The sequence below is a fragment of the Malaciobacter halophilus genome (genome assembly GCF_002837275.1).
GTDB classification, from domain to species: Bacteria; Campylobacterota; Campylobacteria; order Campylobacterales; family Arcobacteraceae; genus Malaciobacter; species Malaciobacter halophilus.
Window position 1 is genome coordinate 41,218 of the sequence record NZ_NXIF01000017.1, and the last position, 15,715, is coordinate 56,932.

14 protein-coding genes are annotated in these 15,715 nt (G+C 28.1%); 6 read left to right on the forward strand and 8 right to left on the reverse strand.

Annotated features, from left to right (window positions below; translation table 11 throughout):
* Positions 1–9 precede the first annotated feature (9 nt).
* The 6 genes from hisH to CP960_RS04675 all read left to right on the forward strand — a co-directional run bounded on the left by hisH (position 10) and on the right by CP960_RS04675 (position 4,831).
* On the forward strand, positions 10–615 hold the full coding sequence (gene hisH / locus CP960_RS04650; RefSeq protein ID WP_101184196.1) for an imidazole glycerol phosphate synthase subunit HisH: 606 nt from the start codon (positions 10–12) through the stop codon (positions 613–615).
* 15 nt (positions 616–630) lie between these two features.
* Positions 631–1,470, forward strand: a complete 840-nt coding sequence (locus CP960_RS04655; RefSeq protein ID WP_101184198.1) for a TIGR01777 family oxidoreductase — start codon at positions 631–633, stop codon at positions 1,468–1,470.
* Positions 1,471–1,491: 21 nt separating this feature from the next.
* Positions 1,492–2,199: a 1-(5-phosphoribosyl)-5-[(5-phosphoribosylamino)methylideneamino]imidazole-4-carboxamide isomerase gene (gene hisA / locus CP960_RS04660; RefSeq protein WP_101184200.1), complete on the forward strand. Its 708-nt coding sequence runs from the start codon at positions 1,492–1,494 to the stop codon at positions 2,197–2,199.
* Positions 2,200–2,351: 152 nt separating this feature from the next.
* A complete protein-coding gene (locus CP960_RS04665) occupies positions 2,352–3,662 on the forward strand; it encodes an MFS transporter (protein WP_101184202.1) in 1,311 nt (436 codons plus the stop codon).
* A 57-nt stretch (positions 3,663–3,719) separates the two neighbouring features.
* Complete coding sequence (locus tag CP960_RS04670; protein ID WP_101184204.1) at positions 3,720–4,271, forward strand: TetR/AcrR family transcriptional regulator; 552 nt, start codon at positions 3,720–3,722, stop codon at positions 4,269–4,271.
* 50 nt (positions 4,272–4,321) lie between these two features.
* Entirely contained in the window at positions 4,322–4,831 is a 510-nt protein-coding gene (locus CP960_RS04675; protein WP_191321651.1) for an HPP family protein, read from the forward strand.
* Positions 4,832–4,849: 18 nt separating this feature from the next.
* Here the strand turns inward: CP960_RS04675 and CP960_RS04680 are convergent, their stop codons facing one another.
* From CP960_RS04680 to CP960_RS04715, 8 genes are all read right to left on the reverse strand, one after another.
* On the reverse strand, positions 4,850–7,804 hold the full coding sequence (locus tag CP960_RS04680; RefSeq protein ID WP_101184208.1) for a MutS-related protein: 2,955 nt from the start codon (positions 7,802–7,804) through the stop codon (positions 4,850–4,852).
* Position 7,805: 1 nt separating this feature from the next.
* Entirely contained in the window at positions 7,806–8,225 is a 420-nt protein-coding gene (locus CP960_RS04685; RefSeq protein WP_101184210.1) for a heme-binding domain-containing protein, read from the reverse strand.
* Between the two features lie 21 nt (positions 8,226–8,246).
* Positions 8,247–8,573, reverse strand: coding sequence for a thioredoxin family protein (locus tag CP960_RS04690; RefSeq protein ID WP_101184213.1), 327 nt, complete (start codon positions 8,571–8,573; stop codon positions 8,247–8,249).
* Positions 8,551–10,581, reverse strand: coding sequence for a DUF1538 domain-containing protein (locus tag CP960_RS04695; RefSeq protein WP_101184215.1), 2,031 nt, complete (start codon positions 10,579–10,581; stop codon positions 8,551–8,553). The genes CP960_RS04690 and CP960_RS04695 overlap by 23 nt, the downstream gene beginning before the upstream one ends.
* A gap of 88 nt (positions 10,582–10,669) precedes the next feature.
* Positions 10,670–12,271, reverse strand: a complete 1,602-nt coding sequence (locus tag CP960_RS04700; RefSeq protein WP_101184216.1) for a cation:proton antiporter — start codon at positions 12,269–12,271, stop codon at positions 10,670–10,672.
* Between the two features lie 98 nt (positions 12,272–12,369).
* On the reverse strand, positions 12,370–13,923 hold the full coding sequence (locus CP960_RS04705) for a 2-isopropylmalate synthase (protein WP_101184218.1): 1,554 nt from the start codon (positions 13,921–13,923) through the stop codon (positions 12,370–12,372).
* Between the two features lie 230 nt (positions 13,924–14,153).
* Positions 14,154–15,422, reverse strand: a complete 1,269-nt coding sequence (locus CP960_RS04710; RefSeq protein ID WP_101184220.1) for a GGDEF domain-containing response regulator — start codon at positions 15,420–15,422, stop codon at positions 14,154–14,156.
* Positions 15,415–15,715, reverse strand: a 301-nt coding sequence (locus CP960_RS04715) for a sensor histidine kinase (RefSeq protein WP_133121136.1), incomplete at its 5' end; no start/stop codon positions are given. The genes CP960_RS04710 and CP960_RS04715, both read right to left, overlap by 8 nt.

Consider the following 15,715-nt stretch of genomic DNA (forward strand, 5'->3'; position numbering starts at 1 on the left):
GGCGAAATTGTGATAGGAATTATTGATTATAATATGGGAAATCTAGCAAGTGTATATAATGCTTGCCATCTTTTAGATACAAAAGCATCAATTGTAAAAGACCCAGAAGAGTTAAAACAGTTTGACAGAATAATTTTACCAGGAGTTGGGGCTTTTGCTGATGCAATGCAACATTTAAACACAACTGGTATGAAAGAGGCTGTATTGGAGTTTTCAAAAAGTGGAAAACCTATGATTGGAATTTGTCTTGGGATGCAACTACTTTTTGAAAGTTCAGAAGAGTTTGGACATACTAAAGGTTTAGGCTTAATCAAAGGAAAAATTGAAAAGTTTGATAAATCTAAAATGCATGAAGATTTCAAAATTCCACATATGGGATGGAACACTATTGAAAATAAACAACATAAACTCTTTGAGGGATTAAATAACCCTTATTTATATTTTGTACATTCATACCATGCAGTTACTGATGAAAATAATATCATAGGTAAAACAACGTATGGATATGAGTTTGCAAGTGCTGTTAATAAAGATAATATCTTTGGTTTTCAACCACACCCTGAAAAATCTCATGATAATGGATTAAAAATTCTTGAAAACTTTATGAAATTATAAAATAAAGGAGAGATTATGAATACTATAGCAATAACGGGAGCAAGTGGTTTTGTAGGAACTTCTCTTAGAAATTTCTTTGAAAAATATGGATATAAAGTAGTTTCTATAAAAAGAGAGATTTTAGATGATAAAATTGAACTTCAAAATATAGTATCCTCAAGTCAAATAGTTATAAATTTAGCAGGTGCAAATATTATTAATAGATGGACAAAAGAGTACAAAGAGTTACTTTATTCAAGTAGAATAGATACTACTTCTAAATTAGTAGAGGCTATAAATAGCGTAGAAACAAAACCAAAACTACTTATTTCTACTTCTGCTGTTGGGATTTATGATAATAAAGACACTTATACAGAAGATGGAAAATTTGCAGATGATTTTTTATCAAAACTTTGTCAAAGATGGGAAGAAGAAGCAAAAAAAGCACAAACAAAAGTTTCAATTTTTAGATTTGGTATAGTTTTAGGGAAAAATGGAGGAGCTCTTGCAAAAATGATAACTCCTTTTAAACTTGGTCTTGGAGGAGTGATTGGAAGTGGTAATCAAGCTTTTTCTTTTATCCATATAGATGACTTATTAAATGCTTACAAATTTGTAATTGATAACAATTTAGCAGATACGTTTAATTTAACTGCACCAAAACCTACAACAAATTTAGGATTAACTAGAGCCTTAGGGAAAGCACTAAAAAAACCAACTATCTTTCCTGTTCCTGAATTTGTTTTAAAGCTTATTTTTAGTGAAGGGGCAAAAGTATTAACAGATGGGCAAGATGTTGTTCCAAAAAAACTCTTAGATTTGGGATTTGAGTTTAAACATAAAGATATTCAAGAGACTGTAAATAGTTTAGTTTAAAAAGGGAGATTAATAATTAACATGGATATATTACCAGCAATAGATTTAAAAGATGGCAAAGCTGTAAGATTAAGTAAGGGATTAATGAATAGTGCAAAAATCTATTCAGATGAACCTTGGCAAGTTGCAAAAAGATTTGAAGAACTTGGAAGCAAATGGGTTCATATTGTTGATTTAAATGGAGCCTTTGCAGGAAAACCTGCCAATTTAGAGCAGATTAAAAAAATCAGAGAAAACTGTAATTTAAAGATTGAACTTGGCGGTGGAATCAGAGATGAAGAAACAATAAAAATGTATGTTGAACTTGGTGTTGACAGATTAATACTAGGTTCAATTGCAGTAAAAAATCCACAATTTGTTAAAGAAATGGCTTCTAAATATCCAATTGCTGTTGGAATAGATGCAAAAGATGGAATGGTTGCAGTAGAAGGCTGGGCAGAAGTATCTAATATGAAAGCAACAACTTTAGCAAAAGAGTTTGCAAGTGCTGGAGTAGAAGCTATTATTTGTACTGATATTTCAAAAGATGGAATGCTTTGTGGAGTAAATGTAGAGTTTACAAAAGATATTGCTCTTGCTAGTAAAGTAGATACTATTGCAAGTGGTGGAGTAAAAGATATTTCTGATATTGTAAATTGTAAAAACAATGGAAATATTGCTGGAGTTATTGTAGGGAAAGCTTTTTATGAAGGCACTTTAGATTTAGAAGAGGCTTTTAAAATATTATAATATGTGCTTGATTATATCCCTAGTATTTTATGCTTTAGCCTACACTTTTTATGAAGATTCTAATTTTCAAGGCTTTTATATAAATCTAGGGATTGCACTACTTTTTTCTATTTTATTAATAAAAAATTTTATAAAATCAAAAAGGCAATAGTTTGAAAAAAAAGATTGATAATTTATACTCAAAACTTGTAAATGAAGAGGATGCTAGAGTTTGTAAAGCTATTGATGAAAATGCTTGTAAAGTAGTTCCAGGTAATTTCTTTCTTACAATAATTAGTTACTTTTTTAATAAACTTGCTGATTCAGTTGCTAATACAAAAGTTATACTTCCTTGGATTATGCAAAGTTTAAATGTGCCTTTATTTCTTATTAGTTTTTTAGTTCCTATTAAAGAATCAGGCTCTTTAATTCCTCAACTATTTATTGCTGCATACATAAGAAGACTTCCAATTAGAAAATGGATTTGGTCTATAGGAACACTTTTACAAGCTTTATGCATGTTTGGTATTGCAACTGTGGCTTGGAATATGCAAGGTTTAAATGCGGGACTTGCAATCATTGCTTTACTTATTGCTATGAGTTTAGCAAGGGGTTTGTGCTCTGTTGCTGCAAAAGATGTAGTAGGAAAGACTATTCCCAAAACAAGACGTGGAGCACTAAATGGTCTATCTGCTATGCTTGCAGGTTTATTAGTTGTCGTACTTGGAGTTTATTTTTTATTAAATGGTGAAAAACCATTTTCAGCACAAAACTTTGGAATACTACTTTCACTTGCAGGATTTTTTTGGATACTAGCTTCTATTACTTATGCTCAAATAAAAGAGTACGAAGGAGAAACTGATGGTGGAGGAAATGCTTTTAGTGTAGCTATTTCTAAACTAGGTATTTTAAAAACTGATAAACCTTTTAGATTATTTGTTATAACAAGAGCTTTATTTCTTTGTTCTGTTTTATCTGCACCTTTTTTTGTAATTATAGCTCAACAAAACTCTGAATCAAACTCTTATTTATTAGGACTTTTTATTCTTTCTAGTGGATTAGCTGATTTATTATCTGCAAACTTTTGGGGTAAATTTTCAGATGTTTCAAGTAAACAAGTTATGATTATTGGAGCAACGATTGCAACAACTGTTGGCTTTGTTGTATTTTTTATAGACTTTTTTTATAAAGAGTTATTTTCTATTATTTGGATTATGCCTATTATCTATTTTATTTTAAGTATTGGGTATCAAGGTATTAGAATAGGAAGAAAAACTTATATTGTTGATTTAGCACAAGGAAATAAAAGAACTGATTATGTAGCTGTAAGCAATACTTTAATAGGCTTTCTTTTGCTTTTAAGTGGATTAATTGGAACATTAAGTTCACTTATTGGTGTTGGTGGAATTATTCTTGTATTATCCCTTGTTGGGGTATTAGCTATTTACTTAGCAAAACAACTACCTGAAGTTCAAGATGATTAGCTTGACATTCAAACTAAAAATTGATACAATTTTACCAAACAATCGTTTGGAAAAAATATGGCAATAAAAAAAACATCTAAAGAAGAGATACTAAACAAAGCAATTATGCTTTTTAAAACTCAAGGTTTTTCTAATACTTCAATGGCAAACATTGCAGATGAATGTGGATTGATAAAAGGAAGTATTTATCATCATTTTAAAAATAAATATGAGATAGGACTTGAAGCACTTAAATATATAAGTGAATACTTTGACAAAAATATTTTTTCAATAAAAGATGAAACTCTTTTGACAAAAGAAAAACTAGAAAAAATAGTTAAAAAAACTGACGAGTACTTTTTAAATAGTACTGGTGGTTGTTTATTAGCAAATTTAGCAACTGAAGTCTCTAATCAAAATGAAGAGTACAAAGCTGTTATAGTTAAGTACTTTAAAACTTGGGAAGAGTGTTTAACTAAAATTTTACAAGAGAAATACACTAAAAAAGAAGCACAAAATTTAGCATATGAATATATTTGTACTTTACAAGGTTCTATTATTATGTTCAATCTTACAAATGATAAAGCTAAGCTTTTAATAGTAGGAAAAAACCTATTATCTAAGGTTTAATTTTTTTGCCTATTTTACCAAACAATCGTTTGTTTGATTAAGGAGAAATTATGAATTATATAAAAAAACTAAAAGGAAATAAAGCAAAGCTTCCACCAAAAGCAAATGCTATTGAAGTTGCTTTTGCTTTTATTGGTGCATTTATTGCAATATCTGTTGTTGCTTATCTTACTAATAGTTATGAAAATATCTTTATTATGGGCTCATTTGGAGCAACTTGTGTTTTACTGTTTGGATTTAGTAATAGTCCCTTTTCACAACCAAGAAATATCTTTTTTGGACATACAATATCTACATTTATGGGACTATTCTTTTTTCATTTTGTAGGTGATTATTGGTGGAGTTTAGCTCTTGCTTTAGCTTTAGCAATTGCAGTAATGTTATTAACAAGAACAGTTCATCCCCCAGCAGGTTCAAATCCTGTAATTGTATTTATCATGGGTTCATCTTGGAATTTTCTATTTTTTCCAACTGCTTTAGGAGCTATTATTATAATATTAATTGGAGTTTTTTATAATAATTTACATAAAAAAAGAGTTTATCCAAACTATTGGATATAAAGAGTAAAGTTTAAAACTTTACTCTTCTAAATAAGTATAGTGTAATTCTAAACCATTTGAAGTAGCAACAAATCCATTTATATTTATTTTGCCTTCATGAACTAATTTATGGTGCTCTTTGCATAAAGGAATTAAATTATATTTATGATTTGCATTCATATGACCTATAAAGCCATCTTTATTTGCTCTTGCTTGCTCTTTTATATGATGAACATCATCACAAGCTTTTCCACATATTACACAAGTTGAAGCAAAGACATCTTTATTATATTTTGAAGTTTTTTTCTGTGTAAGTCTTTCTATTTTATCATAATCATCAGTTAAACGTTTTCTAATATCATTTGCAACACTTAAAAACTCTTTATCCATATGAAGTGATTTTGCATACTCTAATCCATACATAGAAGAACCACTCCCAAAGGCTAATTTTCTATCAAAAATAAGCTTATCTTCTTTATCTTCATACATAACAGATAGATGTAAAGAGATAATATTTCTTAGTTTTTCTATCTCTTTTATCTCTGGCAATTGATGCAAATGTGTTGCAAATACAAAAATTGATTCTAATTTTGCAAGCTTTAATATAGCACTTGCAACAATACTTAAACCACTCATAGTTTCAGTACTATGAGAAATTTCATCACCTAAAATCAATGATTTTTTTGTCGCTCTATTAAAAATATTTTTAAGTTCAAGCATTTCAACGGCAAATGAAGATAAACCTTTTGCAATATTATCAGCTCCACTAATTCGTGTATAAACTGCATCAAATACAGAAAATCTCATAGATTTTGCTGGTACATAAAAACCTGCTTGAGCTAAAATAACAGCAATACCAATTGATTTCATAAGTGAAGATTTACCAGAAGAGTTTATACCATAAAGTAAAACTCCATGCATCTTATTATCTGTTACATTTAAAGGATTAGAATTTTTAACAATCACATTATTTTTTTGTTCTTTTGAGGCATAACTTAATTCACCTAAAACCACATCATTTGGAACATAAATACCTTGTTCTTCATTTGCTTCAATAATAGGATGTCTAAGTTCAACTAACTCTAAAAAATTTTCATTATCTTTTGTTTTTACAATTTTAGGACAAGTATAGTTGTACTTTTTAGCTGTTTTGATATTTGATACAGTTAAATCAATCTCTGCAATAAATTGTACTAACTCTTCAAGTAATACGGCAAACTTTTTTTCAAACTCAACAAGTTTTTCCTTAAATACAAGTTTATTTAACTCTATTATTTTTCTTAAATTATGTACAAATTTATCTGAAATTGTTTCTGTTAAACTGCACGATATTTTTACATTTGTAGTTTGTACTTTAATTTTAAAATCTTTTACAAGTAAAAGTTCATCATCAATAATTATATGTGAATTTAGTAATTCATCTTTTATTAAGTTGTATCTATTTTTTGTAAGACCTAAATAAAACCCTTCTTTATCAAGTCTATTTATACTTACTTGATTTTTATCTTCACTTTTTAAGTATGTTAAAATATGTGATTTAAGAAGTTCAAGTTTTGAATAAAGTTCTTCATTTTGTCTATTTAATTCATCAATTTGAACATTTATTCCTTCACAAATCATATTTGACTCTACATCTTTTAACATAAACTTACCAGATACACTTAAATCAAAAGTAGAATCAATAGAATCAATAAATAGCTGTAACTCTTTTGAGCTACAAGGAGGTGTAAAAAACTTATAGTTTTCCATAAACTTTACAACCTCTTTTATGCTAAGTAAAGAGTCATACAAATAGTTTAATTCAAAAGGGTGCAATCTTGTAAGCTTTATTCTTCTAGTTAGTCTTTCAATATCATAAATATTTGCTAATTCATTTTCAATTGGACCATGATAATCAAAAAGTTCTTTTGAAAGATTAAATCTTCTTAATATCTCTTTTGTATCTTTTACAGGATGAGTAAGTCTTTCTTTTAAAAGTCTTTTACCCATAGCAGTAGAAGTATTATTAATAAGCTTTATTAAACTTGGGTTATGTGAAGTTTCTATTATATTCAATTGTTCTAAAGCATTATTTCCTAAATAGATATATTTTGAAATATCTAATTTTACTGGAAATGAAAGTTTTTGCACTATATTTGAATCATGACCTATAACAAAATCAATTAATATAGCTAAGCTTTCACTACTTAAAGGAACTCTTTCCATATCAAGATGTTCAATAGAAGTTAAAAGAGATTGAATATTAAAAACATTTTTAAATAACTCATTTTGATAATTAATTTTTGGCCTAAAACTTCCTATATGAAAAGTTTTTAGTTTTAACTCTAAATAATCTATAACCTCTTTTTGATTAATATTTTTATCTGCAAAAGTTACAACAACTTCATTTGTTTTATGCATATTCATATAATTAAAAGCTTCATCAAGTGCATAAAATTTATCTTCACTTGTTCCATGAACTTCATTGTAGTAGCATTTACCTGTTGTAACATCAATTGCACTATAACCTACAAGATATATTCCTTTTACTTGGTCAATTACTAAAGAAGTAATATTATTTTCATCTTGGTCAACTACAAAATCAAAATTTGTTCCTGGACTTATAACTGTATCTAAATATCTTGAAACTTTTGGAGGTATTCCTCTTTGTCTAATAACAACAATTGTATATTTTTGCTCATTTATTATTCTTGCAAGGTGTTTATCAAAAGATATTGCAGGAACACCCGCCATAATTGGATTTTCAGCAGAGTTTTCTAAAATTGATTTATTTTTTCTAGTTAATTGTATATTTAAAAGTTCTGCAATCTCTTTTGCTTTACCTACTTGTTCTTTATCATTATTTATTTCATAAACTTCAAAAAATGTTCCTATTTCCATAAGAACTATAGTATTTTTACCATATTTACTTTCAAAAAGCCTTTGAAGTTTAAAATAAGTATAAGTAAGTAGTGTTTTTTTATCGTCTAATAACTCTTGAACCTCTTGTCTCAATTTATCTTCTCACTCCAGTCCAATCTCTAATCATTTCTCTTTGCTCTTTTGTTAATTTTGCTTCATCATGAAATCTTGTATAACTTTTTAAAGGCATAGCTGCATAGATTTTTTTATAAATAGCTTTTAATTTATCTTTTTGTTTTTGCTCATCATACTCTTTCCATAAATTAAAATTTAAAGCTTTTCTTCCATCCTCTACATGAGAAGAGATAATCCATGAAAATGGTGCAACTTGGGAATACCATGGCCATTTTGTTTTATTTGAATGACAATCGTAACAAGAAGTTTTAAATATTTTCATAATCTCAGGTTTTGCTTCTATTTCTAACTCATTTACTACTTTTGCATTTTGCTGTGTAGGTCGGATAAACTGCATTGCAACAAAAACAAGAAAAAAAATAAGAAGTGCTTTTTTCATATAAAATCCTAAATTAATAAATTAAATAAATAGATTGTATGGTCTTTCAAGCTCTTTTATAAATAAAGAAACACTTATATTTCTTCCTTCTCTTTTAAACTCTTTTTTGTCAAAAAAGACCAATATTGTTGGTATAGAAAATACCGTAAAATGGCTTGCTATTTGTTTATATAAATCTGCTTTAACTTCAAACATCTCTATTTTAGGAAAATTTTTAGATACCTCTTTTTCTATTTTTGGTTTTAAAGCAGTACAAACGGAGCAAGATTCTGCACTAAAATAGATTAACACAGGGTTTCTTGTGTTAATCTTTGAAGTTATAAACTCAATTGTTTTTACTTGTGTCATTGTGTAACTCTTTTTCTAACTCTTCATTAAATTTCTCTTCTGCTTCTTTTATATTATCAGGATTATTTTCAGGATTTTTATGGTCTTTTCTATGAGTAAAAATATCATGTCTACTTAAACTAATTCCTTTCATATGAGTTAAAGGAAAAGCAAAAGCTATACCTTTACCAATTGTTGTAATATGTAAAGAGTGTATAATTGCTTTTATTACACTATTAACCATTCCACTAGGTAATAAGAAAAGTAAAAGAACATCATTTGCTTCAAAAGAGTTTCTATAAAAATTACTAATTCCTTCAAGTCCAATTCCATCAGCTCTTAATACAGTTGCTCCACTTGCACCTGCTTTACTTGCAGCTTCTATGGCATCTAACTTCTTATCAGCTGGAACTATTACAACAACTGCACTAAAATCCATTGGTAAAGAGTGTCTTCTATCACTTCCATCAATATTTACAGTTGCCAAATCCATATTTTCTGCATCAATTAATGTATCTTTTAAGATATTTGCAGCTTCAATTTCAGTATCTGATTTAACTCCAAGTTTTTCAATAACTATTCCATAAAGCATTACAGTTATCATAGGAAATAAAGAAGCAAAAGCAATAAGACCAAATCCATCAATTAAAGCACTTCTTCCTTCAATATTCGTAGCAAGACCTATACCAAGAGCTGCTACTAAAGGAACTGTTACAGTTGAAGTTGTTACTCCTCCACTATCATAAGCAATTGGAATAATATATTTAGGTGAAAGAAAAGTTAAAATAATTACTACTATATATCCAACTATTATATAATAATGAATATGTCCACCATCAACAATTCTAAAAGCACCTAATGCAATACCTATAGCAACACCTAAAGCTACAAAAAATCTTAGGGCAAAATCATTTATTTTTCCATCACTTATCTCTTTTGCTTTTTTAGCAATTGCCATTAAAGAAGGTTCTGCCATTGTTGTAGAAAAACCAATAGCAAAAGCAAAAGAGTATATTACAAGTACAGAGTTTCCTTTTGTAAGTTGAAATGCCATTGTCTCTCCAAGAGAGAATAACCCCATTTCAAGACCAAGAATAAATGCATAAAGACCAATAATTACAAGTGCAAAACCTAAAAATACTGTTTTAAGATTTTGTATCTTTTTCTTTAAAACTATATACTGAAAGAATAGAATAATAACTAAAATAGGAGCTACATCTTTTGTAACAGAAATAATACCTGTTAATATACTTTTTATATTAATAGTTGCCACATCTGAAGCAGTAGCTTGAATAACAACATTAGTAACATCTTTAGCATCTACAAGATTATATACAGCAATCCCATAAACTTGTACAAATATCATAGGTGTTAAAGAAGCAAAAGCAATAAGACCAAATCCATCTATTACAGGATTTCTTCCCTTAATTGAAGTTGCAAGTCCAATACCAAGAGCTGCTACTAAAGGAACCGTTACAGTTGATGTTGTTACTCCACCTAAATCGTAAGCTAAACCTATTATCTCTTTTGGTGCAAAAAATGTAACACCAACAACTAAAACATATCCTACTATTATATAATAGTGAATTGGATGCCCTTTTATAATCCTAAAAACACCCAATAAAATTGCAAAACCAACAGAACCTGCAACAACAAGTCTTAAAATTGTTGCATCAATTCTTCCACTTGAAATAGAAGCAGCTTTATCTGCAATCACTGCTAAAGCAGGTTCGGCTATGGTTGTACCAAAACCAATTAAAAATCCAAAAAATAGAATCCATGCAATTGTTCCATTTTTTGCAAAATCCCTTGCTAAACCTTCACCAACAGGAAATATACCTATTTCTAAACCTTGTAAAAAGATTGCAAGACCAAAACCAACAATTGTTAAACCTATTGCTGTTGAAAGCCAATTATCTGGTACAGCTTGTATAATTGCAAGCTGAAAAAACAAAATTACAACAATAATAGGAAGTAAATCTCTAAAAGACTCTCTTAAAAGTTTAAGAAAAAAATTAAACTGCGTCATAAAAACTACTTCTTAAACTTAATATTAAATAATACTCAAACTCCAAAACTCTTCTTTTCAAATTAAACCCCTTCCCTTGTGTCTAGTGCTATTTTTTCATAATTAAATCAGTAATACTTCTACTTGTAATACTATTTTCTATTAAAATATTAGATATATTAAACTCTTCAATAATATCAAACTCTTTTTTTGTATGAATTTTTACAATAATTTTATCTGTTGATACAACTTGTTGAATTGTATCACATACTTGAAATAGTTTTTTTGGATTATCAATTGCAACTATTACATATTTTGCCTCTTTTAAATTAACACTTCTTAAAAGATCTTTATTTGTTGCATTCCCAAATACTACATTATATCCGCTATTAAGAGATTTATAAAAACTTTCAATATTATTTTCAACAGCAATATAAGATTCACCATTTGCACTTAAATCATCTGCAATATTTCTTCCAAATTCACCTAAACCAAGTATAATTGTATGGTTTGATAACTCTGAACTATTTATATCTTGTGCAATGTTTGGTTCCTCTTCTTTACTAAATTTATCTGTAAGAAAAGTAAGATTTTTTAAGATTATTGGAGTAATAATCATAGATAAAACAATTGTTACAATCATTATTTGTCCATATGGAGAAGGTACTAAACCTCCAGTTCTTGCTAGTTCTAATAAAGCAAGAGAGAATTCACCAATTTGAACTAAACTAAGTGCAGTTTTCATACTAACTCGTTTGTTCTCATTTATTCTAATAATTGAATAAATAATTACAAATTTTAAAATCATTATTGAAACTAATAGTGATAAAATAATATGTATATATGAAGCTACAATATCAAATTTTAATTGCATCCCCACTGTGATAAAAAAGATTCCTAATAATAAATCTCTAAAAGGAACTAAATCTGCTTCAGCTTGATGCTTATATCTTGTTTCAGCAATTAACATACCTGCTATAAAAGCTCCAAGAGAGTAAGAAAATCCTAATTCATGAGCTAATAGTGAAGCTCCAATAGCTAAAAATAGTATTGTACCAACAAAAAGTTCATCTGAGTTTGTTTTTGTTATTGCTTTAAAAAATGGTTCAAGTAAATACTTTCCAATAATAACCATAAGAGCTAATAAAATTGCCGCGTGTAATACCATCTCTCCTAAAACATCAGAAACAGAACTACTTGAAGCATTACTCATAAATCCAATTGTCAATAAAATAGGTATAACTGCAATATCTTGCATTATTAAAATACCTAAACTTCTTTGTCCATATCTTCTATTTATTTCACCTGTTTCATTAAATGTTTTTAAAACTATAGCTGTTGAAGATAAAGCAATTGCTAAAGATAGTACAAATGACACATTTTTTTCAATATCAAATAAAAAATAACTAACAAGAAAAACGATTATTGCAGTAATAGATATTTGCAGTGTTCCTGCAACAAAAACCTCATTTTTCATCTTTTTTAAATGACTAAGAGAAAATTCTAGTCCTATTGTAAACATTAAAAAAACTACACCAAATTCGGCAATCTCTTTTAATGTATGATTGTTTACCGCATCATGTAGATTAAAGCCATATGCGATAATTGTACCTGTAAAAATATATCCAATAATTGTAGGTAGATTAACTTTTTTCAAAACTATATTTATAGTTAAAGCTAAAAAAAGAGAAGTCACTATTATTGTCAGCATCAGAATCCTTACTAAATTAAAATGTAAAGATTATATCAAATAATTTTTTTCAAACAGATAAATAACTTAATAAAGTAGTTTAAAACTACTTTATTATTTTATACTTGATGCTCTGTTTTTTTGGCTAATCTCTCTTTTTGAGACAAGTAAGAATTCAATGCACTAACATATGCATTTGCAGTTGCTAGCATAGTGTCAACACTTAAACCATGTCCCACAAAAGATGGTGAAGTTTCATCAAATACAACTCTTGTAGTAACTTTTGCTAAAGCATCTTTTCCTTCTGTAACTGATGTAACATTATAACTTTGTAATTCACCATTATACCCTGTAAGTCTATCAATAGTTTTAAAAATTGCATCCATTGTACCATTACCAATATTTGCATCTGTCATAGTTCCATCATTATGTTTAATAGATACAGCTGCTGTTGGAACTCCATTTGAACAATCAGATATTTGTAAACCAACTAACTCAAATATTTTATCTTGATTTAAAGACTCATCTGTAATCAACATTCTAATATCATCATCTGTTACTTCTTTTTTCTTATCTGCTAAGATTTTAAATTTTTCAAAAGCTGAATTTAACTCTTCATTACTTACTGAATCAAAACCTAAAGTTGTAATCTTATCTCTAAAAGCTGCACGTCCTGAGTGTTTTCCTAATATTAAAGTTGAATCTTTAATAACACCAACATCTTCAGGTTTCATAATTTCATATGTTTCTTGGTGTTTTAAAACACCATCTTGATGTATTCCACTTTCATGAGCAAACGCATTTTTACCAACAATTGCTTTATTTTGTTGTGGTTCAACTCCTGTAATAGTTGCAACTAATCTTGAAGTAGCATAAATCTCTTTAGTATTTATATCAGTATAAACACCACCAAAAGCATCACCTCTTGTTTTTATAGCCATAACAGACTCTTCTAAAGCTGAATTTCCTGCTCTTTCTCCTAATCCATTTATAGTAACCTCAATCTGTCTTGCACCATTAGCAACTGCACTTAAAGTATTTGCAGTTGCTAAGCCTAAATCATTGTGATTATGAACAGAAATAATTGCTCTATTATTAGCAAAATCAGTTAATTCTTTTACCATTGCTCCTAACTCTGTTGGTAATCTATAACCAACAGTATCAGGTAAATTAATAGTTGTAGCTCCAGCAGAAATTACAGCATCCATAACCTCTTTCATAAAAGAGATTTCACTTCTTCCTGCATCTTCTAAAGAAAACTCCACATCATCAACAAAAGTTTTTGCATACTCCACAGCATGAATTGCTCTTTTAATAACCTCTTCCTCACTCATTTTCAATTTATATTTCATATGAATAGGACTAGTTGCAATAAATGTATGAATTCTATGCATTTTTGCTTTTTGAACAGCTAAAGCAGCTTGTTTAATGTCATTTTCAACTGCTCTACTTAAAGAACAGATTGAAGATTTTTCAACTTGTTCAGCAATTCTACTAACAGCATCAAAATCACCTGGACTAGCTGCAGCAAAACCTGCTTCAATAACATCAACTCCCAATTTTTCTAATTGCTTAGCAACTTTTATCTTCTCTTCTGTGTTCATTGAACACCCAGGACTTTGCTCCCCATCCCTTAATGTCGTATCAAATACAACGATTTTATTATTATCCATGATTTTTACCTCTTAAAAAGTATAATTATTATATCAATTTTTCTTTAAAGAAAAAAACTTAATTCGTGATTTTATGATTTTATATATGTGTAATTATTAGAGTGATTTTGAAAGCAGAAGAAGAGTGTTAACACTTTTGATGAATTGATTATTATAAAAATCGAATATTTTCATTGTACTCTCCCTTAAATTTGCCAAATTATATTTTAAAAAACTTTTTTTGTCAAGAGTTATTTTGACTTTTCTGACAAAACAACTCTATTTTTTCCACTATGTTTTGCTTTATATAAAGCATCATCAGAATACTTATAAATTTTTTCTTCATCTTCAAAATACATATAATTTAAAGTTATTAATCCTGCTGATACTGTTATTCTTTTTGTAGTTTCATTACCTAAATGTTCTATATTTTCATCAAATATTTTTCTTATAAGTAAATTTGAAAACTCTAAAGACTCATTGATATTTAAATTAGAAAAAATTACACCAAACTCTTCTCCACCCAACCTAAAAACATAATCTGATGCCCTTAAAGTTGACTCTTTTAACACTTTTGCTACACTTTTTAAAGCACTATCTCCTTTTAAGTGTCCATACATATCATTATACTTTTTAAAATAGTCAATATCTAAAGTTAAAAGACTAAAATAACCCTTTTCTCTTTTTACTCTTTGTAACTCATTAGTTATAATTTTATTAAAATATCTTCTATTATAAAGCCTTGTTAAATCATCTTCAATTGTTAGTTGTTCAAGTCTTTTTTTATCTGTAATATCTTGTCTAATTGTAGTATAACTTACAATCTTTTCATCTTTAAATGAAGGAGTAATAGTTGTAATACAAATAAACTCTTCTGCGTTTTTTTTCTTAAATTTCATCTCTTCTTGAAAAACTTTCCCTGAATTTATTGTATTCCAAAGTCGTTCATAGACACTTTCTTCAGTATCTTCATGTTTTAATATTTCATAACTTTTCCCAATAAAATCTTCTTTATTATAACCAGTAAACTCATAAAAAGCACTACTTGCATCCATATAAATGCCATTTGCATCAGTAATTGAGACAAGAACATTTTCATTTATTATTTTAAGAAGGTTATCTTTTTCAAAAAATCTTTCTTGTAAATTATTTTTTATAATACACTCTTGAATAGCTTTTACAAGTTCTATTAAGTCTATTGGTTTTATTATAAACTTATTTACATTTAGCTCAATTGCTGTAAGAAAATATTCTAAATCAGAGTATGCAGTAGTTATAATAACAGGAACATTACTATTTATTTGTTTTATCATCTCAAGGCCATTTAATTTTGGCATTTGTATATCTGTTATAATTATATCTGGGTTTATTTTATAAAAAAGCTCTTTACCTTCTTCTCCATTTGTTGCAGTATAAAACCCTTTTATATATTTTTTTAGATGATAACTTACCTCTTGTGCAATTTGTGGTTCATCTTCAACATACAATACAACAATATTTTGTAACAACTCTTTATTCATTTTTATCCTTTATTACAAGAGGAACAGAAATAATAAAACAAGCACCATCATTACAATTTTTCATGCTAATTTTACCACCCATATTGTTTTCAATAATAGTCTTTGTCATATATAATCCTATTCCTGTTCCTTTACCTTCCTCTTTTGTTGTAAAATATGGCTCAAATATCTTATCTTTTATCTTTTCACTTATCCCTTTTGCATTATCTTCTATTTGTACTATTGCATTCTCTTTTTGTTTATATACTCTTATTTTTACTTTTGCTTCTTCTATCTTTTTCTCTATTAAGGCA